We start from the raw sequence: 513 nt of genomic DNA on the forward strand, positions 1-513 counted from the left end.
AAGCGTTTCGTCGCTTGCCACGTCCTTCATCGCCACCAGAAGCCAGAGGCATCCCCCAGACGCCCTTGCATTACGTAATCGTAAATACTTATTTACAATTTATAAACCAACAGTTTATAATAATTGAACCTGAATGATTGTTACATCATTCCATTTCTCCCTGTAGGTCAAAGAACATATGAACCCGAATGGTTCATGTGGAGAATAACGGAGTCGAACCGTTGACCCCCTGCTTGCAAAGCAGGTGCTCTAGCCAGCTGAGCTAATCCCCCATATTTTATTGTCAGTTATAATCTATAAACCTAAGCAATAGATTAGCTGATTTGTGGGCCTGCGTGGACTCGAACCACGGACCTCTACATTATCAGTGTAGCGCTCTAACCACCTGAGCTACAAGCCCGTTGCTTTGCGTATTAATATCTTAAAGTAGCATAATGGCTCCAAAAAGGAGGTGTTCCAGCCGCACCTTCCGGTACGGCTACCTTGTTACGACTTAGCCCCAGTCGCCAGATT

At 45.4% G+C, this 513-nt stretch carries 2 tRNA genes and 1 rRNA gene; all 3 read right to left on the reverse strand.

The features are described from left to right. Window positions 1–198 precede the first annotated feature (198 nt). A tRNA-Ala gene (locus ACYVD4_RS32090) sits at window positions 199–272 on the reverse strand. A gap of 54 nt (window positions 273–326) precedes the next feature. After that, window positions 327–400 (reverse strand) — tRNA-Ile (locus ACYVD4_RS32095). A 44-nt stretch (window positions 401–444) separates the two neighbouring features. Beyond that, window positions 445–513, reverse strand: a 16S ribosomal RNA gene (locus tag ACYVD4_RS32100); the annotation flags it as partial.

The organism is Spirosoma daeguense (genome assembly GCF_054776875.1).